The organism is Streptomyces flaveolus, from assembly GCF_000716535.1.
In the GTDB taxonomy this organism is placed as follows: domain Bacteria; phylum Actinomycetota; class Actinomycetes; order Streptomycetales; family Streptomycetaceae; genus Streptomyces; species Streptomyces flaveolus_A.
The window spans coordinates 1-21,533 of sequence record NZ_JNWV01000016.1 but is presented as its reverse complement, the minus strand read 5'-3'; the positions used below and the strand labels follow the sequence as shown (position 1 = coordinate 21,533).

Genomic DNA, 21,533 nt, shown 5'->3' with positions numbered 1-21,533 from the left:
GATCAGCCGGTGGCGGGGCGCCAGCGGCCGGGGTCGATACGGCCGCCGTACAGCGGCAGGTCGATCGGGGTGTCGGCGTCGGTGAACTGGTCCCACATGCGGTTGAGCCCCGCCGTGCCGAAGGTGCGCACGCGCGTGACGTCGTCCAGGTCGAGCACGTCGGTCAGCACGGTGGCGGCCGAGTCGGGGGCCTCGGCGCGCACCCGCCCCTCGGGGTCCACCACCACGCTGCGGCCGGTGCCGACGGGACCGGCGGTGTTGACGCTGACCACGAAGACCTGGTTGACGATGGCGTTGGCCCGGGCCAGGACGAGTTCCTGGGCGCGGTCCGCCGTGGTGGTCATGACCGGGTTGACGATCACCTCGGCGCCCAGCCAGGCCAGTTGGCGCGCCACCTCCGGGAACCAGGCGTCGTAACAGATCGAGATGCCGATACGGCCGTTGCCCGGCAGGTCCGCCACGACGAAGCGGTCGCCGGGGTCGTACGGCTCGTGCGGCCGCCACGGGAAGATCTTGCGGTACGAGGCGACGAGGCGGCCGTCGGGGGAGTAGACCGGCGCCGTGTTGAACAGCTCGCCCCGCTCGCCGCGCTCGCACACGGTGCCCGGCACGAGCCAGATGCCGAGGTCGCCGGCCAGTTCGGCGAGCTGCCGGGAGCGCGGGCCGTCCAGCGGCTCGGCGGCCTCCTGGAGCTGCTCGGTCGACGACGGCGGACCCTCGACGCCGCACAGGTGCAGTTCCGGGTAGACCGCGAGGCGGGTCTGCGGGAAGCGGGCCAGCAGGTGCTCGACGTCCTCGGCGAATCCGGACAGGGGCGCTGTCGCCGGGCGGGGAGGTGCCTGGACGAGGGCGAGGGGGAGGGGGCGGGACATGGCAGGAAATTAGCTCAAGGTGAGCTGTTAATCAATAGGCTCATTTTGATTCGTTTTCCCGTCTCGCTACATTGACGGCATGCCTCACCCCCAGGACGGCCCCGACACACAGCCGGTGGGCACGCGGTCGGTCGGCACGCAGCCGGCCGACGCGGCGGCCCTGCCGTTCAACGCCCCCGCGCTCGACGGCATCCGCCGGCTCACGGCGCTGGAAACCGTGCGCGCGCGCATCGGACTCGCCGTCGACCTCGGACTGCTCGCCCCGGGCGAGCGGCTTCCGTCGACCGACCGGATCGCCGCGGCACTCGACGTCGGGGAGATCACCGTCCGCCGGGCCCTGTCCACGCTCTGCCAGGACGGCGTCCTGGAGCGCCGCCGGGGCCGCAACGGAGGCACCCGGGTCGCCGAGCGCCCGGCCCGGGGAGTGGTGGGCGCGATGGACTCCTACCGCGCGCAGAACAGCGAGGTGCACGCGCTCGTCGACCAGCGGCTGGTGCTGGAGTGCGGCATCGCCCACCTGGCCGCCCGCAACGCCGACGCGACCGCCGTGGCGCACCTGGAGCGGCTGGCCGACGAGATGGACCAGGTCCCGACCTGGGCGGAGTTCCACGGCTGCGACGAGCGGTTCCACCTCGCCGTCGCCGCCGCCACCGGTGTGCCCGCGGCGGCCGAGGCCTACCGCGGCGTGCTCCAGCGGCTCTACCCCTACTACCTGCCCTACCCGATGGACGCCCTGCGCGAGTCCAACCGCGAACACCACGCCCTGGTCGACGCCCTGCGCGCCGGAGACACCGCGGCGGCGGCCGACATCGCGCGCCGGCACGTGGAAGTGCTCCACCGGACCATGTTCGTGGGGCTGCTGGAGACGGCCGAGGGCCGCGCGACCGACTGACTCACCGTGTCCGGGGCGCCGCGGGGCCCGGGTTCGCCGGGGGCGGTGTGCGCAGGGCGAGGAGGGCCACGTCGTCGAGGCCGGGCGGATGGACGCGGCGCAGGAGCTGGTCGGTGAGGGACGGCAGCGGGCGGTGGGCGAGGGCGGCGGCGTGCTGGCGCAGCCGGCTCAAGCCCTCGTCGAGGGTGTGGCCCGGTGCCTCGATCAGGCCGTCGGTGTACAGCAGGAGGGTGCAGCCCGGGGGCAGCAGCGTGGTGGCGTCGGGGCGGACCGTGCGGACTCCCGTTCCCAGCAGGAGGCTGTGGCCTTCGGTGAGGTAGTGGGCCAGGCCGTCGCGGGTGACGAGCAGGGGCGGGGGGTGGCCGGCGTTGGTCCAGGTCAGCAGCCACTGGTCGTCGGTCGTCCGGGTGAGCCGGGCGAGGATGAGGGTGGCCATGGTGACGTCGGTGATGGGCATGATCGCCTCGTCGAGCCGCTGGACGATACGGCTGGGCGGTTCCTGCTGGGACCAGGCGTAGGCGCGGAGCATGTTGCGCAGCTGGGCCATGCCGGCCGCGGCCTCCAGGTCGTGGCCCACCACGTCCCCGACGGCCAGGGCGGTCGCACCGTCGGACAGGGTGAAGGCGTCGTACCAGTCGCCGCCGACCTGGGAGGCGTCCGGGGCGGGCAGGTAGCGGACGGCCATCTGGAGACCGGGGACCCGCGGCATCTGCGGCAGCAGGTGGTTCTGCATGGTCTCGGCGACCGCGCGCTGGCGCTGGTAGAGGCGGGCGTTGTCCAGCGCCACCCCCGCGCGGCGGGCGATGTCCTCCAACAGGGGGAGGTCGGCGGTGGTGAAATCCCCCGGCTTCTCGTCCCGGCCCAGGGTGAGGGCTCCCAGGACCTCCCGGGTGCCGCGGATGGGGGCGATGGCCGCGGAGTGGATGCCGGTGGCCTCGAACAGACGGCGCTGCTCGACGGCGATGCCGGAATCCGGGGCGCGCCGGTAGGTGGCGGGCCCGGCCAGGGCCGAGGCCACTCCGCGCAGGGCCCGGGACAGCGGCATCGGCGACTCCTCGGGCACCGGCGGCATCGGCCCTTCGAGATCCTCGTGGTGCACCAGGCGGTCGCCTTCGGCGTGCACCACGGCGGTGCGCCACACCTCGTCGTGCTCGGTGATCAGGTCGATGACGACCCAGTCCGCCAGCCGGGGCAGCACCAGGGACACCAGCCGGCGCAGCGCCTCGTCGACGTCGAGGGTGGAGGTCAGCCGGGTGGTGGTCTCGGCGAGCAGGGCCAGCCGCTCGAAGTCGTTCAGCGACTCGGCGGCCCGCTCCGGGCGGGCCTCAGCGGGGGCCTCCTGCTCGGAGGTGTGGAAGACGACGAGCGTGCCGGTCCGCCGGTCGCCGGTGTCGCCGAGGTCGTACGGGGTGATCAGCCAGGAGACGGGCAGCAGGGAACCGTCGCCGCGCAGGAAGTACTCCTGGTAGCCCTGCGCCGGGTTCCCCGCGTGGAACGCCTGCCGCATGGCGCACTGCGTCGTGGGCAGCGGCTGGCCCTGGGGCCCGCGGTGCAGCAGGTCGTGGGCGTCGTGGCCGAGCAGGTCCGCGGCGGACCGGCCCAGCAGGTGTTCGGCGCGGGTGTTGGCGGCGAGGATGTGGCCCTGTTCGTCGACGAGGTACACCCCGGCGCCGATGGCCTCCAGCGCGTCCACGAGCCGGGCGCGGGCACGGGGTTCCGCCCTCTGCCGCTGCCGGTCGGTACCGGTTCTTTCCGCCCCTGCCATGTCGTGGCCTCCTGTGCTCGCGGGTCGCCGCGCGTGTACGTCGCCTGCTGTCGTCGGCGCCTGCTCTTCCGTATGCCCCGTCACGGCCGGGAACCCTCCTGACCCCGGCGCACCGGCCCGGACAGCCGCATGCACCGGCTGCCTGGGTACCCGGGAACGCGGGGAGCACCGGCAGCCGCCGTCCGGCCTCACGCGAGCGGGAAGCCGCCCCGCACGTGCCGCCCGGCTCACACGGCGGGCGGGGGCGAGCGGTGGGCCCGCCCCCGCCCCGTCTCAGGCGGACGGGTTGACGACCACGCACAACCCACCGGCACCGGGCGCCCGTTGGACGGCCCGCCGAGACGGAAGGTTGTGGCGGAGGGATGCGGGGAGCGTGGTTCTCACGATCTTCTTGATCAGCCGGCTGACCGGCTTCCTCCCGTCCAGTCGGCTGACCGGGACTACGCGGCGATGACGGCGACGCTTGTCCTGCCCCCGTCGACGTCCACCACCGTTCCGTGCACGAAGGCCGCCTCGTCGCTGGCCAGCCAGACCGCGGCGTGGGCGATGGCGTCCGGCGTGCCCATGCCGCCGGCCGGCGTGCCCTTCATCATGACCTCGCCCGGATGCGGCTCGCCGCCCTCCGGCGCCGGGGGTGCGATCACGCCCGGTGAGACGGCGTTCACCCGCACGCCCAGCGGGCCGAACTCCGCGGCCCACGCCCGTGTGAGCGTCTCCATGGCTCCCTTGGTGGAGCTGTAGAGCGCGGCGACGGGAACGGCCATGCGCGTGATCCACGAGCCGAGGTTGATGATCGCCCCGCCACCGGCCTGCGTCATGCCCGGGACGACGGCGGCGGTGAGGAAGAACGGCGCCTTCACGTTCACCCCGTAGACCTCGTCGAAGGTCTTCTCGTCGGTGGCGGTGGTGGCCGGGGCGGGGTAGATGCCCGCGTTGTTGACCAGGATGTCGATCCGCCCGCCCAGGGTCTCGCGGGCCCGGGCGGCGAGGTCCTGGGAGGCCTCGGCACTGCCGTCGAGGTCCGCCACCAGGAAGTCGGCCCGGCCGCCGGACGCGCGGATCCCTTCGACGACCCGTGCCCCCCGTTCCCGGTTCCGCCCGGACACGATGACGTGGGCCCCCTCGGCGGCGAACGCCTCGGCGATGGCCTGTCCGATGTTGCTGGTCGATCCCGTGACCAGTGCCGTCTTGTTCCGCAGCCGTCCGCTCATGGCCCGATCTCCCTTGTCTCGCGGTGTGCGGACCACTGTGCGCCGCAGAAAATGGACCCGCAAGTCCAGAATTGCGGCCGACAAGGGAGGGGGCCAGGAGGGATCAGATGGCCGCCGTCCGAGCCTTCAGCGGGCGCAGCCGCGTCCGGGTGTCACCGGTCCGGCCGCCCGGACCGCGGGCCGGACTCCGTGAACAGCGGTCCGAACTCGTCCGGCAGGGCGCCCCGCAGGTCGGCCTCCAGGCCGGTGTCCGCGGCCGTGATCCGGGAGACCACCGTCCGCGCCAGGAACAGCGCCTGCTCCGGGGTGGCGTCCACGGGCCGGGCCACGTCGGCCAGCAACTCGTCGAGCGGGTCGGCCGAGCCGTGCGGCGCCTCGCCACCGGGCCCCGCCGCGTCACCGTGCCGCAGCGCACCGATGTCCAGCGCGCCGCGTTCATGGGGCGGTACGGCCTGCCGCAGGTGTTCCCGGTGCGAGGGGTCGAGGCGACTGCTCAGCGCCGCGAGGACGAGGTGCACGGCGGCGTCGGCGGCCTCCTCGTCGCCGAGACGGGCCCGTGACGCCACCTCTTCCACCAGATGCCGATGGCTGATCATGCTTCCTCCCGCTGGTGCGGTCAGGTGTTGTGCTCAGGGGTGGGAGTGGCTGACGGGTGCCCATGAGGAAGATGCGTACACAACGCCACATATCGCCCCGAAGCAGACATGGATCGTCGTATTCGTGGTAGTCCGGCTAGCGCACCGGCACGAACGAGGGCCGGCACGACGAGACACCCATCGGAGGTTCTGCCATGGCGACAGCACACATGGTGCGGGAAGTGATGACCGCCCCGCCGGTCGAGGTCAGCCCGCAGACCTACGTCGCCGACGTCGCCCGCCGCATGCGGGACGAGGACATCGGCGCGGTCCTGGTGACGGAGGAAGGCCACCCGCGTGGCCTGGTGACCGACCGGGACCTCACCGTGCGGATCCTCGCGGAGGGCGGTGACGTCAGCGGTGTGCGCGTGCAGGACGCGTGCAGCACCGACCTGACCACGGTCACCCCGGACGACCCGGTCGACCGCGCGGTCGACCTCATGCGGGAGAAGGCGGTACGCCGTCTGCCGGTGGTCGACCCCGACCGGGACCGCGTGGTCGGCATCGTCTCCCTGGGCGACCTGGCCGTCGAGCGGGACACCGACTCCACACTGAGCGAGATCAGCGCGGCGGAGCCCAACACATAGCCGAGCCGGCGATCCCGTCCCCGGGCCGGCCGCCCGGGGACGGGGACGGGGACGGGGCGAGCGCGCACCCCGTCCACCGATCGGTCACGGGGTGTGGCTGGGGATGACGCAGTTCTTCGGCTGTTCCCGGCCCGTCGGCCAGCCCAGCCCGACATACTTCAGCCGGCCCCGGCCGTCCGCGCCCGGGTCCAGTTCGACCACCGCGACCGGCTTGTCGTACGCGTTCCCGCCGCTGGTCAGACAGATCAGGCCGCTCGTGCCACGCACCCGGTGCCGGGACTGGAGCTGAGACCACTCCCTGCCGACGTCCTCCAGGCCGGGCAGCCGCTTGGCGTCGCCGCTCTGCATCTGGTGCAGTGCCGTGCCGATGGTGACCAGGCCGTCGTACACGAGCATGGTCCGCGAGTCCTCCAGATCCGGGACCGAGCCGAGGTCCGTGCCCCTGCCGCGCGTGGTCCCGATCAGCTTCTCCAGGCCGTCCAGGGCCTCGTTCGGCTCCGTGAGGTACTGGGGCAGCTCGTTCCGGGCGGGTTCGCGGTCGTGCGAGGCCTCCCACTTCTTCTTCCAGGCCGTCAGCTCGGTGCGCCAGGCGTCCGGGTGCGCCGGCGCGGCGTACTGCACGGTCACCTTCGCCCTGCCGTCGGCGCCGCGCAGCCGCGCCCAGTCCTCCTTCTTCATGTCCTGCCGCAGCGAGGCCCCGTCGGAGCCGCTGATGACGGTGTAGTGCCGGTTCCCGCAGCCCACCTGGGCGAGCTTGAGCGTGAAGATCCGCAGGTGGAGGGCGCGGCCCGCGAAGTAGACGGTGTCGGCCTCGGAGTCGCAGATGTTGTTGGCTATCTGGGTGAACTGGTTGCCGGTCGAGCCCTCCTCGTCGATCGCCGGGGACTGGAAGGGCATCGCGGCGGGGCCGGGCGCACCCTTCTCCTCGATCCCGCTGAACGCCTTCGCCAGCGACTCGTTGTAGTCGTCCGGCCGGGTGTCGTAGACCAGGACCGTCTTACGGTTCTCCCGGCCCCGTTCGCCGTTGAAGCCGGCCAGCGCCTGCGCCGCGTCGCCGTTGGTGGGGATGATCCGGGCCAGCCCGGGGAACTTCGGCTTCGCCATCCCGTCCGCGCCGTCCTGGTTCGCGATCTGGTCCCCGGTGATCCGGGAGGCGAGCACCGGGATCCGGTGGTCCGTCAGGCGCTTGACGGCCTGTTCCGTGCTGTCGAGGCTCAGGTTGAAACCCGTGACGGCGCGCAGCCGGTCCTCGCCGGAGCCGGCCATGTCCAGCAGGGTGTCCACGACCTTCGCCTGCTGCCGGTAGTCCCGCCCGGGGTTGGCCAGCACCAGCCGGATCTTCGGGGGCTCGCCCTCGCCCTCGTTGGCCTTGAGCTGCCCCAGGTACGCGCCCTGGAGGTCGCTGCGCATCTGCCGCCGCAGCGCCGCCCGGTCCGACTGGAGCGGCAGCATCATCGCCACCGTCACATGGGGCTGGCCCTCGATCCTCTTGTTCTCCTGGGCGATGGCCCGGGCGACGGCGCGGATCTCGGGGGTGCCGAAGTCGTAGCCCGTGCCGTTGACGCCGACGCACTCGCCGCCGATCCGTTCGACGCCGTCGCCGCACATGTCCGGCTTCATCAGCAGGGACCAGCCGAACAGGCCGACCGCCACGGCCGCGACCACGGCCAGGAGCGCATAGAGGATCTTCTTCCACCTGGGCATCCCCGTTATCTCCTTCGCCCGAGCTGTTCGGTGCAGGCGCAGCGCAGCAACGGCTGCTCGTTCTCCGCGAGGCCCCTCCAGTCGGTGGCCGTCCTGCCGAGCTGCCCGGCCCCCTCGAACTCCATGATCGAAAGGAGGTTCAGCAGCTTGGCCAGCGTGCGGGCCGTCTCCCTGCCGGTCGGCCTGGTCCGCTCCTCGCACAGCCACACCGCGTGCAGCAGTTGGTCGACCGTGCGGCGCAGCGCCGGTCCGTCCACCGGCACGAGGCCCTCGGCGCGCTGCCGGCGGGCGTCCGCCCCGCCCGGATACGGCGCCTGGGCGATCTCCAGCAGCTCCGCGCACCACTCCTGGGGCCGGCCGGGCAGCGTGGCGGTCAGATGGCCAACCACGTCGTCCACGCCCCCGGACACCAGGTGGTGGTTCATCCGGTGCGCCATGACCGACCGGAACGCCCCGCCGCTCGGCCCGGTCCCGTCCGCCATGCGTACGGCGTAGTGGTCCCGCAGCAGGTGGTGGTCGGCGTACCAGGCGGCGCCGTCGGGGCGCAGCCGGTACAGCCGGTGCACCAGCAACTGGCGCAGCCCGAAGTCCCCGATGAAGTGCCGCTCGCAGCCGGGCCACCCGGTGTCGGTGAGGAGCTGCGCCACCTGATGCGCGGTCAGGCGGTGGACGCGGCCGGACTGGTGGTGCCGGAGCAGGACGTCCGCGCACTCCTCGTCGTGCGCCACCGACAGATGGGTGAGCAGATCGAGCCACTGGTCGTGGTGCTCGGCCGGCAACCGCACCGGGAGCTGTTCCAGGACCAGCTCCTCCAGCAGGACGTCCGCCACCGGCCGCTCGGGGCCGCCCTCGCCCGGGTGCCGCAGCGGGGCGTCCAGGATGTCCCGGTCGTTGTCGTCCGCCGCCATCCGGAAGGCGGCGGCAGCGGCGGCCAGCCGGATCACCGTGTGCGGTCGCCCGCCGCTCAGCCGGGCCACGGCGGTGTCGATACGACGGCGGTTCGTGCCGCCCTGCGGCCCTGCGCGCCGCTGCCTGCGCTCGGTCTCCTTGCGGAGCTGGTCGCCGGTGAGAAAGGGCATCCGCAGCAGGAGCACGCCGTCGGCCAGCGGGGCCCGGACCGGTCCCTCGTCCGCGCGCCGGGACCAGGTGGACGGCACGCCGTCGGCGGGGCGGAACTCCGCCGGGGCCTGCACCTGCCGCGGTGGCAGCCCCTCGTACAGGAAGGCCCCGCCGTCCGCCCGGCGCGCGGTGCCCACGATCACCACGCGGTCGCGCTGCCCGTCCCGGCGGTCGGCGAGCGCGGCGCGCAGGAGCTGCTCGCCGAGGGGCGTGTCGGCGTGGTCCAGCAGCAGGGCCGGCCGGCCGACCCGGCGCAGCCAGCCGACCGCGCCCGCGTACGCCGCCTCCAGGTCCTCGCGCAGCGCCCGGAAGAGGAAGCGCTCCGCCACCTCCCGGCCCTCCCCGCCGCCCCGGAAGTCGGTCGCGAGGTCGCGCAACCCGTGCTCGGCCTGGCCGGCCGCGCCGGGATAGGCGCCGTAGAGCCGGGTCAGCTCGGCCCGGCCGCGGGGCCCCAGGCCGGCGAACAGGGCGTCCAGCAGGGCGTTGCTCACCGAGGCCGAGTACGGGTCGAGCGTCTGCCCGGCCAGCGTGGTCAGCAGATTGCGGATGGCCTCGCGGAGCACACCGCGCCAGAAGTCGCCCGTGCCCAGGCCGCGGAAGCGCTGCCGCTGGGGTAACTCCTCGTACCTCTCGACCTCCGTCGCGACCGCCTCGGGCGTCCCCTCGGTGACGCCGGTCGCGATCATCGCGAGGCCCGTGAAGAGACGCGGAAAGGCGAAGGACCCGCCCGTCCCCTGCCAGGTGGACAGCCGCAGGGCGGCCTCGAAGAGCACCTCGGTCGCGGCCGAGCGGGCGTCCGGCTCCGGTTCGGCCCGGTCCGCGTACACCGGCGAGCCGCAGTCCAGGTAGATCACCGGCACCTTCGGCGCGAAGCGGTCCCGCACCGCCCGCAGCAGTCGCGCCTTGCCCATGCCCGGGCCACCGGTGAGCAGCACCACGGGAAGGTCGGGGCCGTACAACGGTTCACGACCGGCGCCCGACGGTGACCGGCCGAGCAGACGCGCGAAGAAGCCGCCCTCACTGAGGAGCCTTTCGAACCCCAGGTCTTCACACACGGATCCCTCATGGATGCTCGCCGCCCGGGAGCGGGTGATCGTTGTGGCGGAAGGAGATTAGTGGAACACGAAGAGTTGCGTTCGGACAATGGACGTTCCACAGAAGGAAGTTGGCGAAAGGGGGCGCGGTGGTCGTGTGACGTGGCGGACGGAGGGGGCGGGGCGTCCGGTCGTCGTCACGGCCCGATGACGAGGGCGCGCCACCGCACCGAACGGGGCGTGGCCCGGGCGCCGGCCGGGACGGAGCGCCAGCCCCAGGACCGCAGGGCCCGGAGGGTCGCGGTGTCGCTCCGGTCCGCCAGCGTGACGCCGAGCACGGCGGGGTGGCCGGCGAGTCCGGCCGCGTGATCGGCGAGCAGCCTGCGCTGGAGGCGCCGGGCGAGGTTCCAGTCGCGGCCCTGGTCCCGGGTGCGCACCCCGGAGTGGACCACGAGCCCGGAGACCGCGAAGAGCCTCCCGGTGGCGGCGAGCCGCAGCAGCTCCGGCGGGAGGTACCCGTCCAGCCCCCGCCACCAGGGTCCCTGCCCGTGGACCGGGAAGCCGTAGCCGCATCCCGTCACCACGACGCCTTCCCGGCGGCGGGTGACGTCCCCGGTCCCGGCGGTACGACCCGGCCCCGGCGGCTCCCCCAGCACGTTCCGCTCGGCGACCAGCAGGGCGAACCCGGGGCGCTGCACCTCGGCCGCGAGTCGCCGCAGGAACAGCCTCCGGCCCTCGTTCCAGTCGCCCGGACCGCCTCCGGACGTCTCCGCGTACAGGTCGCCCAGCTCCTCCAGCCGGTCCTCGATCTGCCACCGGGACAGCGGGCGGATGCGCTCCCCTTCCAGGGGTGACGGCCCCTGCCGGCTTCCGTGGCCGGGCACGTTCACGGTCATGAGGCGAGTCCTGCCCCGGTCCGGACGGGCCGGCCCGGCGTCGTCGTGCGCCGAGAACGGCACCGTGCGGGACGGGCGCGCGAAGAACTCTCGGCGCTTTTCACCGTACTCCGCGCGCCCTCGCGGGAATGGCTCGCCGAGGGCGGGTGCCGGGGCGCGCTCCCCGCGCGAGGGCCGCGGCACGCTGACCCGTGTCCGCCCCGGCTCCGCCACTCGGGGCGGGCCGCCGAGGCGCGGGGCGGTCGGCGGCCCGAGGCGGGTGAGGAGGAAGTCTGTCGTGGTGAGGACAGATCTGCTGGGCTGCCGGAGTTAGGGTTGTCGGACGACGCGGAGGGCGCCGAACGCCTCGGAGCACGGGTGCCGCGCTTGCCCGGGCTCTCGCCGCGTCCCCGAGACGAAGGTGCCATGCCCGCCGAGAACGCCCCCGCCGCCGGCAACCTGGACGACGACGACTACCCCGCCTACACGATGGGGCGCGCCGCCGACGTTCTCGGCGCCACTCCCGCCTTCCTCCGCGCCATCGGCGAGGCCGAGCTGATCACCCCGCTGCGCTCGGAGGGCGGCCACCGCCGGTACTCGCGCCGCCAGCTCCGCGTCGCCGCCCGCGCTCGGGAGCTGGTGGACCAGGGCACGCCCATCGAGGCGGCGTGCCGCATCGTCCGGCTGGAGGACCAGCTCGACGACGCCCTCCGCGTGAACCGGGACATGCGTCTGCGGCTCGGTGAACGCGGTACGGATACCTAGACCCGCCGCTACAGAAATCCTGATCGCGACGGCATGAGAATTCCTGGACGATCGCGAAAACACATGGGGCTTCCGGCCTGCCTGTGTTAGCGTGATAGCAGTTGCAGTTTTGGTTGCCAGAGATTTTTTCTTTGCAGAGCTTTCCGGATTCTTCCGGAGGGGTGATCATCGCGGCGACTCGACTCCGTAAAGTGCGGAGTCCGGCATTGCCCCAAAGGGAGATTCAATATGGCATCTGGCACCGTGAAGTGGTTCAACGCGGAAAAGGGCTTCGGCTTCATCGAGCAGGACGGCGGCGGCGCTGACGTGTTCGCCCACTACTCGAACATCGCCACCTCCGGCTTCCGCGAGCTTCAGGAAGGCCAGAAGGTTACCTTCGACGTCACGCAGGGCCAGAAGGGCCCGCAGGCCGAGAACATCGTTCCCGCCTGACGCTGACGCGCCGCATGGTGCTGGGGCCCGCGCTCTCGGGGTGCGGGCCCCAGCCCATTGCTTTCCCGGCCCAGCTCGGATTTTCGCATTTCCGTCGGCTCATTCTTGTGAATCCACACGCGGCTCATGCACCGCTGAGCGGAATTCCTCGATACGCCGCATCGAGGAAGGTTCCCTCATGAACCGCACCCGCCGCACCGGCGGTGACTCAGGTCGTTTCCGCTCGGACCGGGCGTCCGCCCGGACGGCCGGCGGCACGCGCGGCGGCCGCTCCCGCACGCAGGAACAGGGCCGGCAGAGCCCCCGTCCGGTCACCGGACGCAGGAGCGGCGCGGGCGCCCGCTCCGGCACCCGCCGGCAGGAGTTCGCCCTGCCGGTCACCGTCACCGAACCGCTGCCGGCGGTCGAGACGTTCGCCGAGCTGGACATGCCGGCGCGTCTGCTGGCCGCGCTCGGCGCCGAAGGCGTCTCCGTACCCTTCCCGATCCAGGCGGCCACGCTGCCGAACGCGCTGGCCGGCCGGGACGTCCTGGGCCGCGGACGCACGGGCTCGGGCAAGACGCTCGCCTTCGGCCTGCCGCTGCTGGCCCGCCTGGACGGGCAGCGGGCCCAGCCCCGGCAGCCGCTCGCCCTCGTCCTCGTTCCCACCCGGGAACTGGCCCAGCAGGTCACCGACGCCCTCACCCCCTACGCCCGCGCCCTGCGGCTGCGGCTCGCCACCGTGGTGGGCGGCATGTCCATCGGCCGTCAGGCGAGCGCGCTGCGCGGCGGCGCCGAGGTCGTCGTCGCGACACCCGGCCGCCTCAAGGACCTCATCGAGCGGGGCGACTGCCGGCTGGACCAGGTCGCCGTCACCGTTCTGGACGAGGCCGACCAGATGGCGGACATGGGCTTCATGCCGCAGGTGACCGCCCTGCTCGACCAGGTCGCCGACGGCGGCCAGCGGCTGCTGTTCTCGGCCACCCTGGACCGCAACATCGACCTCCTGGTACGGCGCTACCTGCACGATCCCGTGGTGCACTCGGTCGACCCCTCCGCGGGAGCCGTCAGCACCATGGAGCACCATCTGCTGCACGTGCACGACGACGACAAGCACACCGCCGCCACTGAGATCGCCGCCCGCGACGGGCGGGTGATCATGTTCCTGGACACCAAGCACGCGGCCGACCGGATGGCCAAGCACCTGCTGTCCGTCGGGGTGCGCGCCTCGGCCCTGCACGGCGGCAAGTCCCAGCCGCAGCGCAACCGCACGCTCGCCCAGTTCAAGGACGGCCACGTCACGGTACTGGTGGCGACCAACGTCGCCGCCCGCGGCATCCACGTCGACGGCCTCGACCTCGTCGTCAACGTCGACCCGCCCGGGGACCACAAGGACTACCTGCACCGGGGCGGCCGTACCGCCCGGGCCGGCGAGTCCGGCACGGTCGTCACCCTCGTCCTGCCGCACCAGCGCCGCGCGATGGACCGCCTGATGGCCGACGCCGGCATCACCCCGCGCACCGTCCGGGTCCGCCCGGGCGAGGCCGAACTGCACCGCATCACCGGCGCCCGCACCCCCTCCGGCGTACCCGTCACGGTCACCGCGCCGGCCGCCGAACGGACCGAGCGCACCGGAACCGCCGCGCGCGGTCGCCGGGGCCGGTCCGCCGGCCGGGGGGCGGCCTCCCGCACCCGTCGCTCCGTCCCCAGGAACAACTCGTAATCCAGGTACCGGGATTCGCTCCCCGCGTCCGGGGCGAGCCTACGGTCGATCCCTCGCTGTCTGCCCCCCAACCCTGTGGAGTCCGCCATGCGCTGTGTCATCGCCCGTTTCCCCTTCGACCTGATCAAGAGCGAGGTCGAGCAGTCGATGAGCGGCATCTCGCCCGAACCGGTCACCGGCGTCTCCGTGAGCATCGGCCGCCGCGTCTACCCCGTCATGCAGGTCGGGGAAGTGATCACGAAGCAGGACCGCCGGGACTTCACGTCGGGCGAGATGCGCCGGGCACTGACCCGGCTCGGCTTCACCTGCCACGACGCGCCCCCGGCCACGCCGGCCGCGCCGGCCGCGCCCGCCCCGGCCACGCGCGCCGACGAGGACGCCTGGCGCTGGTGACGCCCCGGTCCGCGCGGTGGACGCCACCGGAACACCGGCCGGGGAAGTCCCCCCGGACGAGCCCCGTACCTACCGGATGCCGGCCGCCCGGCTGACCCTCGCACCGTGGGTCGGCCGCGGTCCCCTCGGCGGGGCCTGGTGGCCGCGCTGCGACCTGCTGGAACTGGAGCTCCCGGCGCTGGTCGGTGCCCTGGACCCCGGTCTCGGCACCGTCACGCGCGTGTCCGTGGACGCCGTCGCCTGGCCCGACGCCCCACGCCTGGTCCGGGTGCCCGGACACGTGATCGAAGTCGCCCTGTCGGCCGTGGACGCGGAGGCGCATGCCATCGTCCTGGGCCACGGCACGGCGGGCCGCCGCGAACTGCTGGTCGTCCCGCCCGGCTCGTCGGTCGCGGCGGCGACCTGGTTGCTGAGCACGGCCGCCGACCCGGGGAACGCTCTTTCGGCCGCGCACATGCTGGCACTCGCCGAGGCCGGATTCGACGACGACGGCACATGAGTCACGGTCCACGGGTGTGGAACGGCGTGCATCACGGTTCGCGGGTGTGGGTGACGCCGGATGTGGCACCCGGAACCGGAGCGGGCCGGACACGCGCACCGCGTCCCGTGCGGCACACGGTTCGGCCACGAGCCGCGTGCCGCACGAGGCCGCCACGGCCCGCGCCGCCCGGTTGTCGCCGCCGAACCGCCGACGACAACCGGTGTGGTGCGCGCGGCGGCCGGCGCCGGACGCCTTCCGGCCGCCCATGGCGGAGCCCCGTGCCGAACGCCGGTCTCAGGCCGGCGCGTTCGCCGGTGCCACCGCATCCGCCCGCTCCCGCACCACACGCCGCCGCGGGGCCGGAACGAGGAGGGGGTTGGCGACGCCCCAGGCCGCGCCCTTGCAGACCAGTTCCTTGTAGAAGGCGGCGATCCGCCCGGTCAGGGCCGCCCGCACCGCGCGGTCGTCCGCGGTGACGTACTGGATCAGGCCGTCCTTGCGGCCGAGCGAGATGCACTGGTTGAAGTAGCGCAGCGGCACCTCCGGGAGCTTGCCGCCGGTCAGGCGCGCCGCGATGGCGTCGGCGGCCTGCCAGGCGGTCGGGACGCCCGAGGCGCACGACATCCGCAGCGGCTTGTCGCCGGGGCCCATCGCCAGGGCCGCGTCGCCGACGGCGTACACGTCCGGGTGCGAGACCGAGCGCATGGACCGGTCGACCACGATCTGCCCGGTGCCGGTGACCTCCAGGCTGGTGGCCCGCGCGATCGGGTGGACGGCGAAGCCGGTGGTCCACACGGTGACCGCGGCCGGGACCGAGGTGCCGTCGGCGGTGGTGACGTGGTCGGCCGCCACGGCGGCGACGGCGGTGTGCTCGTGCACCGTGATGCCGAGCCCGGCGAAGACCTTGCGCACGTGAGCGCGGCCCTTGGCGGAGAGCCAGTCGCCGAGGCCGCCGCGAGCGGCGAGGGCGACATCGAGGTCCGGACGGGCCTCGGCGATCTCGGCCACCGCCTCCAGACCGGTGAGACCGCCGCCGACCACGACCACCGGCTGCCCGGCCGCCAGCCCGGCCAGGCGCTCGCGCAGCCGCAGCGCTCCGGCACGGCCGGCGATCTCGTGGGCGTGCTCGGCCACGCCGGGGACACCCTGGTCGTTCCAGCCGCTGCCGAGGGCGTACACGAGGGTGTCGTACTCCAGTTCCCCGGCGCCGTTGGCGTCGGTGACGGCGACGGTCCTGCGGTCGACGTCGACGCCGGTGACCCGCGCGAGCCTCAGCTCGACACCGGTGCCCGCGAACATCTCGCCGAACGGCCGGGGCTTGAGGTCCTGGCCCGTCGCGAGCTGGTGCAGCCGGACGCGCTCCACGAAGTCGGGCTCGGCGTTGACGAGGGTGATGGCGACGTCTTCGCGGCGCAGCCGCCTGGCGAGGCGCCCGGCGGTGATGGCTCCGGTGTATCCGGCTCCGAGGACGACGATGCGGTGCTGCATTTCCTGACTCCTGTCTTGAGCGGATTCGCCCCTTGAACCGGGCGGCCCGCCGTTTCCTGACAGGAACGCGGTGTGAAGCACCTCACATCGGGATCAGGAGCGTGGTCGAAGAGCGTGGAGCCCGGGATCAGAAGGCGTGGAGCAGGGGTTCGCCGTGGTCGGTGGCCGCCCAGTGCCTGGTCGCGCGTTCGAGCTTGTCGGGGTTGGCCTGGCCGCGGAACGCGCGGATGCCGTCGGCGGTGACCTCCAGGCAGATGACGCCGATGACCCGACCGTCGAGGACCGCCACGACGGCCGGCTCGCCGTTGGCGGTACTGGCGTAGACCTCGGGCGAGCCGCCGACCAGGTTCTGCTTGGCCTTGCCGGGCTTGAACAGGCCCCGCATGAACTTGGCGACCGCGAGCGCGCCCTCGAAGGCCTTCGTGCGGGCCGGGACCTTGCCGCCGCCGTCACCGATCGAGATGGCGTCCTGGGTGAGCAGCCGTACCAGCGGCTCGGTCCGGCCGCTGGTGGCGGCGGCCAGGAACTCCTCGACGATCCGCCGGGCGGCGGCCTCGTCGATCTCGGTGCGGGCCTTGCCGTCCGCGACGTGCTTCTTGGCCCGGTGGAAGATCTGCTGGCTCGCGGCCTCGCTGATGTCGAGGATCTCGGCGATCTCCCGGTGCGGGTAGTCGAAGGCCTCCCGCAGCACGTACACCGCCCGCTCGCCCGGGGACAGGCGCTCCAGCAGGGTGAGAACGGCGTACGACACCGACTCGCGCTGTTCCGCGGTGTCGGCCGGGCCCAGCATCGGGTCTCCGGCGAGCAGCGGCTCGGGCAGCCACTGGCCCACGTAGGTCTCGCGCCGCGCGCGGGCCGAGGTGAGCTGGTTGAGGCAGAGGTTGGTGAGCACCTTCGTCAGCCAGGCCTCGGGGACCTCGATGTGGTCGGCGCCGGCGGCCTGCCAGCGCAGGAACGTCTCCTGCACCACGTCCTCGGCCTCGCTCGCGGAACCGAGCAGGCGATAGGCGATGGCCTCCAGCCGGGGCCGGGCCGCCTCGAACCGCTCCACGTCGCTCAGAGTCAGGGCCATGCCAGGGATCCTAGCCGCCAGGGCCCGCGTGGGACCGGGGGATCACGGCCATCGGTCCCCCGGCCCGTACCGGGGTCTTCGGCGACGAGCACCGGCGTGGCGGCCGTCAGCCGCGGGGCGCCACTCCCAGGTCGGCGAGCAGGCCGCGGACGCGGTGCTCGATCTCGTCGCGGATGGGGCGTACGGCGTCGACGCCCTGCCCTGCGGGATCGTCCAGCCGCCAGTCCAGGTACGTCTTGCCGGGGAAGACCGGGCAGGTGTCGCCGCACCCCATGGTGATCACCACGTCGGACGCCCGCACCGCGTCGGTGGTCAGGACCTTCGGGGTCTCGGCGGAGATGTCGATGCCCGTCTCCCGCATCGCCGCCACGACGGCCGGGTTGACCGTGTCGGCGGGCGCCGACCCGGCCGACCGCACCTCGACCGCGTCCCCGGCGAGGTGGGTGAGGAAAGCGGCGGCCATCTGGGAGCGGCCGGCGTTGTGAACACAGACGAAGAGGACGGAGGGGCGGGTTGGGGCGGGGGCGGGGGTGCTCATGGCGGTGTCTTCCGGGTCGGTGATCGATGGGGGGCGGTGGTCACGGGTGGGTGGGGGCGGCGATTCCGGGCTCGCCTCGCGGAGCCGGGGCCGGGGCCGGGGCATCGGCGCGCGGGAGCGGGGCATCGCCCTGGACGACGGGGACATCGGCACGCGGAACGGCGGCGCCCTGCACGACCGGAACATCGACGCGTGGGACCGGAGCACCGCCCTGCACGACCGGAACATCGGCACGCAGGACCGGCGTACCACCCTGCACGACCGGGGCATCGGCGCGCGGGACGGCGTCGCCGCCCGCGCCCGTGGCCTGACCCCGTGCGGCGGCCGGACGGCCGAAGACCACGGACACCAGCGCCACGCCGAGGGCCGCACCCACCACCTGCGCCGCCACGAACGCCCCGACCGAGCCGGGCGCGATGCCGGCGAACGTGTCCGTGAACGCCCTGCCGATCGTCACCGCCGGATTGGCGAAGGACGTCGAGGACGTGAACCAGTAGGCCGCCCCGATGTACGACGCCACCGCGACCGGGGCAAGGGGGGCGCGGCCGGCCCGGGACAGGCCGAGGACGACGAGGACCAGGCCGGCGGTGGCCACGACCTCGCCCAGCACCAGGTGCCCGGCCGAGCGGTCGTGCGTCGACCACCGCACCAGCGGCTCGCCGAACATGGCGTCGGCCAGGACCGTGCCCGCCACCGCTCCCGCGATCTGCGCGGGGACGTAGGCGGCCACGTCCCGCGCGGCGGGCCCGTCGCCGGTGCGGCGGCCGGTGGACCAGGCCGCCAGTGTGACCACCGGGTTGAAGTGGGCGCCGGAGACGGGCCCGAGCAGGGCGATGAGCACGCCGAGGCCGAAGACGGTGGCCAGCGAGTTGGCGAGCAGTTGCACGCCGACGTCCCGGGACAGTCCAGTGGCCTGGATGCCGGAGCCGACCACCACCGCGACTAGCGCGGCCGTTCCGACGGCCTCGGCCAGGGCCCGTCGCCCCAGGGAGGCGGTCACGTGTGCGCCCCGGCGGCCGTGGGCGTCGCCAGGAACGCCGCGAGACGGTCGAGGGCCCCCGGCAGCACCCAGTAGTAGACCCAGGTGCCACGGCGCTCGCAGTCGATGAGGCCGGCCTGGCGCAGGAGCTTGAGGTGGTGGGAGATCGTCGGCTGGGACAGCTCGAACGCGGGCGTCATCTCGCACACGCACACCTCGCCGCCCTCACGGGAGGCGATCATCGACAGCAGCCGCAGCCGGACCGGGTCGCCCAGGGCCTTGAAGACCTTGGCCAGCTCGGCGGCCCGCTCGTCGTCGAGGGGGGCCGTGGACACTCCCGCGCAGCAGGCGGTGCCCTCGTCCTGGCCGATCACCTCAAGCTCTTGTTTCGACATGCGTCTATGTTGACGTTTTTCGAACCAAGGCGCAAGGTTGCATCAACGAACGTCAATACAAGCCGTTCCGGGGCACCGTCGTGCCCCGTCACCCAGGAGTGAGTCATGCCTGAGCAGCCCACCGACCTGCGCGAAACCGTCCGCCGGCGCTATGCCGCCGCCGCCCTGGAGGTCACCGACGGCGGCACCGCCTGCTGCGGGCCCGGACCGATCGAGGTGGACGAGCACTTCGGCTCCGCCCTCTACGCCGCCGACGACCGCGAGACGCTGCCCGCCGAGGCCGTCGCCGCCTCCCTCGGCTGTGGCAACCCGACCGCCGTGGCCGAGCTGCGCGAGGGCGAGCGGGTCCTCGACCTCGGCTCCGGCGGCGGCATCGACGTCCTGCTGTCCGCGCGCCGCGTCGGGCCGACGGGGAAGGCGTACGGGCTGGACATGACCGAGGAGATGCTCGCCCTGGCGCTGTCCAACGCGCGGAAGGCCGGGGCGACGAACGTGGAGTTCCTCAAGGGCACCATCGAGGCCGTCCCGCTGCCGGCCGGCACCATCGACGTCGTGATCTCCAACTGTGTGATCAACCTGTCCGTCGACAAGCCGGCCGTCTTCGCCGAGACCTTCCGTGTGCTGAGGCCGGGCGGGCGCATCGGCGTGACCGACGTCGTCGCCGACGACACCCTCACCCCCGCGCAGCGGGCCGAGCGCGGCGACCATGTGGGCTGCATCGCCGGCGCCCTGTCCTTCGCCGAGTACCGGGCCGGGCTGGAGGCCGCCGGGTTCACCGACGTCCAGATCACGCCGACCCACCCCGTGGCCGACGGGATGCACTCCGCGGTCGTGCGCGCGGTCAAGCCCTGAGAGGCCGTCGGCCGCGCCGGGGCGCGGCTGATATGACTGCTGCATGCTGGAAGAAGCCGCGCAGTCAGCGATCGACATGTTCCTCTCCGCGTTCAACGCCCGGGAAGACGGTCAGGTGATCTCCCTGCTGTCCCAGGCCCTGACCTCCGACGTGGTGTTCTGGGGTCCGCTGGGACGGAGCGAGGGGGTGGAGGCGGTCGAACGGTTCGTGCTGGACATCCGCCGCCACCCCGCCGGCGCCGGCACGATGGTCCGCTGTTCGGCGGTGGACATGCCGGGTGAGTGGGCCCGCTACCAGTGGGTCTTCACCACACCGGACGGCGGACCGCGGCTGGCCGGGACGGACGTGGTGCACCTGCGGCCCGGTACGAACCGCATCGACCAGATGATCGTCTTCGCGGGGGACATCGAACCCGCCCCCTGACGGGCCCCTCGCTGGGGAGAGGGTGCGCGGCCGGCGCTGACAGGTCGTTCCCTGGCCATCGACGAAGCCCGGCCGTGGGTTGGGTCCCGGACAACCTCTCCGGGCCGCCCCCGCACAGACCGGGGATGCAGCCATCCCCTCCAGAGCTGGAACCCCCGGAAACCGGCCGCGCGCCGAGGACCATAACCGGGGGCACTGACAACGCCCCCGCCGGTCGTCGACGCGCCCCGCCCCCGGCGTTGCCGAGCCCCGGGGGGTCCTCCCTCGACGGGGGCAGGGGCCTCAGCCGTCCACGTCTTCCGGGCCTTCAGGGTCTTCCCGGCCCATGTCCCGGAAGACGCTTGTGTACGAGCCGTCGCGGACGAGGTCGTCCACGGCGTCCACCATCTCGGGTATGCCTCGGTCGCGGACGATGAGACCGTCCCAGACGTAGAAGTACCGGCCGTCGAGGCATTCACCGGTCTCTCGCCAGCGGTCCATCGTGCGGCGGACGTTGTCCAGGGTGTAGATCGTGCCCGACCAGCGTTCCCCGTTGTCGAAGAGCACCCACATGTCGACGTCGTCGATCTCGTCGAGGGGTACCCCGGCGTCGGGCACGAAGCAGATCTCGTATCCGTCGCGTCGAACGCGGTAGAACGCGCCGTCCCACATCAGGCTGGCTCCCCCCTCGTTCCCGCGGTGCCGGCCGGCACGGGAAGGGCGATCGTAACGGGCGGGGGCGGGACGGTGTCGGCCGGCCGCGCGGTCGTGGCTCGTTGGGCCGGTCGGGTGTATCCGTCATCCGAATGGCCGCACGTCGCACGCTCAGGGGCCCGGGGGCGGGCTCGCGTGGTGAGGATGGCGGGTGACCGACGTCCTGTCGTGGGCGGACGGCGAGCATCGGGAGACGGACGACTTGTGAGCATCCTCAACGAACCCCAGGGCGGTGGCGCGGCAGCCGAGGACTCGTACGAGAACGAGTTGCCGGTCCGGCGCAAGCAGCCCGGCAATGTCGTGGTGAAGTGGCTGACGACCACGGACCACAAGACGATCGGCACGCTGTACCTGACGACGTCGTTCGGGTTCTTCCTGGTCGGCGGGCTGATGGCGCTGATCATCCGGGCCGAACTGGCCCGCCCGGGGCTCCAGATCATCTCTCCCGAGCAGTACAACCAGCTGTTCACGATGCACGGCACCGTGATGCTGCTGATGTTCGCCACCCCGCTGTTCGCCGGATTCACGAACTGGATCATGCCGTTGCAGATCGGAGCGCCCGACGTGGCGTTCCCCCGGCTGAACATGTTCGCCTACTGGCTGTACCTGTTCGGCTCGCTCATCG

22 protein-coding genes and 1 pseudogene are annotated in these 21,533 nt (G+C 73.1%); 10 read left to right on the top strand and 13 right to left on the bottom strand.

What is annotated here, in order from left to right; translation table 11 throughout:
- Window positions 1-2: 2 nt before the first annotated feature.
- Window positions 3-872, bottom strand: coding sequence for a carbon-nitrogen hydrolase family protein (locus tag OO52_RS17750; RefSeq protein ID WP_030648125.1), 870 nt, complete (start codon window positions 870-872; stop codon window positions 3-5).
- A gap of 79 nt (window positions 873-951) precedes the next feature.
- Between OO52_RS17750 and OO52_RS17745 the strand changes: the two genes are divergently transcribed.
- The gene (locus OO52_RS17745) at window positions 952-1,764 is read left to right on the top strand and encodes a FadR/GntR family transcriptional regulator (RefSeq protein WP_030648122.1); all 813 of its coding nucleotides are present in this window, start codon (window positions 952-954) and stop codon (window positions 1,762-1,764) included.
- Between the two features lies 1 nt (window position 1,765).
- Here OO52_RS17745 and OO52_RS17740 read toward each other — a convergent pair whose 3' ends face one another.
- The 3 genes from OO52_RS17740 to OO52_RS17730 all read right to left on the bottom strand — a co-directional run bounded on the left by OO52_RS17740 (window position 1,766) and on the right by OO52_RS17730 (window position 5,336).
- Window positions 1,766-3,529: a SpoIIE family protein phosphatase gene (locus OO52_RS17740; RefSeq protein ID WP_030648119.1), complete on the bottom strand. Its 1,764-nt coding sequence runs from the start codon at window positions 3,527-3,529 to the stop codon at window positions 1,766-1,768.
- Window positions 3,530-3,969: 440 nt separating this feature from the next.
- Window positions 3,970-4,740: an SDR family NAD(P)-dependent oxidoreductase gene (locus OO52_RS17735; protein WP_030648116.1), complete on the bottom strand. Its 771-nt coding sequence runs from the start codon at window positions 4,738-4,740 to the stop codon at window positions 3,970-3,972.
- Between the two features lie 152 nt (window positions 4,741-4,892).
- The gene (locus OO52_RS17730) at window positions 4,893-5,336 is read right to left on the bottom strand and encodes a DUF2267 domain-containing protein (protein ID WP_030648113.1); all 444 of its coding nucleotides are present in this window, start codon (window positions 5,334-5,336) and stop codon (window positions 4,893-4,895) included.
- A 194-nt stretch (window positions 5,337-5,530) separates the two neighbouring features.
- On the opposite strand from OO52_RS17730, the gene OO52_RS17725 reads away from it, so the two are divergent.
- Window positions 5,531-5,962, top strand: coding sequence for a CBS domain-containing protein (locus tag OO52_RS17725; RefSeq protein ID WP_030648110.1), 432 nt, complete (start codon window positions 5,531-5,533; stop codon window positions 5,960-5,962).
- Window positions 5,963-6,046: 84 nt separating this feature from the next.
- On the opposite strand, the gene OO52_RS17720 is transcribed toward OO52_RS17725, so the two are convergent.
- The 3 genes from OO52_RS17720 to OO52_RS17710 all read right to left on the bottom strand — a co-directional run bounded on the left by OO52_RS17720 (window position 6,047) and on the right by OO52_RS17710 (window position 10,715).
- Window positions 6,047-7,666: an ABC transporter substrate-binding protein gene (locus OO52_RS17720; protein ID WP_037629679.1), complete on the bottom strand. Its 1,620-nt coding sequence runs from the start codon at window positions 7,664-7,666 to the stop codon at window positions 6,047-6,049.
- 5 nt (window positions 7,667-7,671) lie between these two features.
- Window positions 7,672-9,840, bottom strand: coding sequence for a nucleotidyltransferase family protein (locus OO52_RS17715; RefSeq protein ID WP_030648104.1), 2,169 nt, complete (start codon window positions 9,838-9,840; stop codon window positions 7,672-7,674).
- Window positions 9,841-10,016: 176 nt separating this feature from the next.
- A complete protein-coding gene (locus tag OO52_RS17710; RefSeq protein WP_051818673.1) occupies window positions 10,017-10,715 on the bottom strand; it encodes a hypothetical protein in 699 nt (232 codons plus the stop codon).
- A 405-nt stretch (window positions 10,716-11,120) separates the two neighbouring features.
- Between OO52_RS17710 and OO52_RS17705 the strand changes: the two genes are divergently transcribed.
- The 5 genes from OO52_RS17705 to OO52_RS17685 all read left to right on the top strand — a co-directional run bounded on the left by OO52_RS17705 (window position 11,121) and on the right by OO52_RS17685 (window position 14,485).
- On the top strand, window positions 11,121-11,459 hold the full coding sequence (locus tag OO52_RS17705; protein ID WP_030648097.1) for a MerR family transcriptional regulator: 339 nt from the start codon (window positions 11,121-11,123) through the stop codon (window positions 11,457-11,459).
- Window positions 11,460-11,687: 228 nt separating this feature from the next.
- Window positions 11,688-11,891, top strand: coding sequence for a cold-shock protein (locus OO52_RS17700; RefSeq protein WP_007383480.1), 204 nt, complete (start codon window positions 11,688-11,690; stop codon window positions 11,889-11,891).
- Window positions 11,892-12,069: 178 nt separating this feature from the next.
- On the top strand, window positions 12,070-13,593 hold the full coding sequence (locus OO52_RS17695; protein WP_030648094.1) for a DEAD/DEAH box helicase: 1,524 nt from the start codon (window positions 12,070-12,072) through the stop codon (window positions 13,591-13,593).
- 87 nt (window positions 13,594-13,680) lie between these two features.
- Window positions 13,681-13,986 (top strand): SCO5918 family protein, encoded by a 306-nt coding sequence (locus tag OO52_RS17690; protein WP_030648092.1) that lies wholly within the window; start codon window positions 13,681-13,683, stop codon window positions 13,984-13,986.
- A gap of 16 nt (window positions 13,987-14,002) precedes the next feature.
- Window positions 14,003-14,485, top strand: a complete 483-nt coding sequence (locus OO52_RS17685; RefSeq protein ID WP_234337841.1) for a DUF5994 family protein — start codon at window positions 14,003-14,005, stop codon at window positions 14,483-14,485.
- 276 nt (window positions 14,486-14,761) lie between these two features.
- Here the strand turns inward: OO52_RS17685 and OO52_RS17680 are convergent, their stop codons facing one another.
- From OO52_RS17680 to OO52_RS17660, 5 genes and pseudogenes are all read right to left on the bottom strand, one after another.
- The gene (locus tag OO52_RS17680) at window positions 14,762-15,955 is read right to left on the bottom strand and encodes an NAD(P)/FAD-dependent oxidoreductase (RefSeq protein WP_030648086.1); all 1,194 of its coding nucleotides are present in this window, start codon (window positions 15,953-15,955) and stop codon (window positions 14,762-14,764) included.
- A 127-nt stretch (window positions 15,956-16,082) separates the two neighbouring features.
- The gene (locus OO52_RS17675) at window positions 16,083-17,027 is read right to left on the bottom strand and encodes an RNA polymerase sigma-70 factor (RefSeq protein ID WP_030648083.1); all 945 of its coding nucleotides are present in this window, start codon (window positions 17,025-17,027) and stop codon (window positions 16,083-16,085) included.
- 106 nt (window positions 17,028-17,133) lie between these two features.
- The gene (locus OO52_RS17670) at window positions 17,134-17,565 is read right to left on the bottom strand and encodes an arsenate reductase ArsC (protein WP_030648082.1); all 432 of its coding nucleotides are present in this window, start codon (window positions 17,563-17,565) and stop codon (window positions 17,134-17,136) included.
- Window positions 17,566-17,881: 316 nt separating this feature from the next.
- Window positions 17,882-18,565: pseudogene (locus tag OO52_RS17665) on the bottom strand (aquaporin); the annotation flags it as partial.
- Window positions 18,562-18,939, bottom strand: coding sequence for an ArsR/SmtB family transcription factor (locus tag OO52_RS17660; protein ID WP_030648076.1), 378 nt, complete (start codon window positions 18,937-18,939; stop codon window positions 18,562-18,564). The gene OO52_RS17660 and the pseudogene OO52_RS17665, both read right to left, overlap by 4 nt.
- Window positions 18,940-19,044: 105 nt before the next feature.
- On the opposite strand from OO52_RS17660, the gene arsM reads away from it, so the two are divergent.
- Both arsM and OO52_RS17650 read left to right on the top strand, forming a co-directional pair.
- Window positions 19,045-19,791 carry an arsenite methyltransferase gene (gene arsM / locus OO52_RS17655; protein ID WP_030648073.1) on the top strand — a complete coding sequence of 249 codons (747 nt, stop codon included), beginning with the start codon at window positions 19,045-19,047 and terminating at the stop codon, window positions 19,789-19,791.
- A gap of 43 nt (window positions 19,792-19,834) precedes the next feature.
- Window positions 19,835-20,215, top strand: a complete 381-nt coding sequence (locus OO52_RS17650; RefSeq protein WP_030648070.1) for a hypothetical protein — start codon at window positions 19,835-19,837, stop codon at window positions 20,213-20,215.
- 282 nt (window positions 20,216-20,497) lie between these two features.
- Here OO52_RS17650 and OO52_RS17645 read toward each other — a convergent pair whose 3' ends face one another.
- Complete coding sequence (locus tag OO52_RS17645) at window positions 20,498-20,866, bottom strand: hypothetical protein (protein ID WP_051818672.1); 369 nt, start codon at window positions 20,864-20,866, stop codon at window positions 20,498-20,500.
- A 246-nt stretch (window positions 20,867-21,112) separates the two neighbouring features.
- Here OO52_RS17645 and OO52_RS17640 point away from each other — a divergent pair.
- Window positions 21,113-21,533, top strand: a 421-nt coding sequence (locus OO52_RS17640; RefSeq protein WP_037670785.1) for a cbb3-type cytochrome c oxidase subunit I, incomplete at its 3' end; no start/stop codon positions are given.